This is a genomic window from Sulfitobacter sp. HI0129 (assembly GCF_001635395.1).
Classification (GTDB): Bacteria; Pseudomonadota; Alphaproteobacteria; order Rhodobacterales; family Rhodobacteraceae; genus Sulfitobacter.
Genome location: NZ_LWGH01000639.1, coordinates 1 through 945, shown reverse-complemented (window position 1 = coordinate 945; position 945 = coordinate 1). Strand labels below are relative to the sequence as shown.

Annotated in this window: 1 protein-coding gene; it reads left to right on the top strand. The window is 62.1% G+C overall.

Features of this window, described 5'->3' with window-relative positions:
• On the top strand, positions 1-846 hold an 846-nt coding region (locus tag A3764_RS16550; protein WP_067951790.1), incomplete at its 5' end, for a LysR family transcriptional regulator.
• Positions 847-945: the final 99 nt, after the last annotated feature.

Here is a 945-nt window from a genome sequence, read left to right as displayed (position 1 = left end):
GGCTTTGCCGCCGCGCAGACGGAGCTTGGGGTCGGTCCGTCGACGATCAGCAATCACATCACCGCACTTGAGCAGCGCCTCGGCGTTTCGCTNTGTCAGCGCGGGCGGGGGGGATTCAAGCTCAGCGACAAGGGCAAGCTCGTCTTTGCGGAGACGCAGCGGCTGCTGAGGAACATGGAAGAGTTTTCCGTGGGCGTCAGCGCGCTGAAAGGGCAGCTTGTCGGGGAGATCCGCGTCGGGCTGGTGGATGCCATCGCCACCGACCCCAACGCGCGCCTGCACGCGGCTTTCGCGGACTATCTGTCGGTGCCCAACGATATCCGCTTCGAGGTGACGCAGAACCAGCCGCAGGAGCTGTTGCAGAAGGTTCTGAGCGGGGCGATCGACGTGGCGATCGGGAGCTTTCCCCACAAGGCGGCGGGCCTGAGCTATCAGCCGCTGCACCGGGAGACGCATGCGCTTTATTGCGGGGCGAAACATCCGTTCTTCGGGATGCCCGCGCCGCAACTCAACCTGCAAACCCTGCTCAGGGCGGATATGGTCGGGCGCGGTTACTGGCGGGACCGGCACCATGCAGAGCTCGGATTCGAGAACATCAAGGCGGTGGTCTATGAGATCGAGCCGCAGTTGATCCTGATCCGAAGCGGCAGATTCATCGGCTATCTGCCCGAACATTATGCCGCCCACTGGGTGGCGCAGGGGGAACTGCGCTGCCTGTCGCCGGTCGCGCCGTCCTTCGATTGCGGCTTTGATCTGGTGGTCAAGAAAGGGCTGAAGCCGTCGCGGGCGCTGGCCTCGCTCATCGAAAGCATCAGGGCGGCCCATGCAGCGGAACAGTTTGACTAACGTCAAACTCCACTTCACTTGTTCCATATTTTTTCAACGCTATAAACGAAGCACGCTCGCCCCGACGCAGTTTTGGGGGAAGATGTGGGACAAACGTAC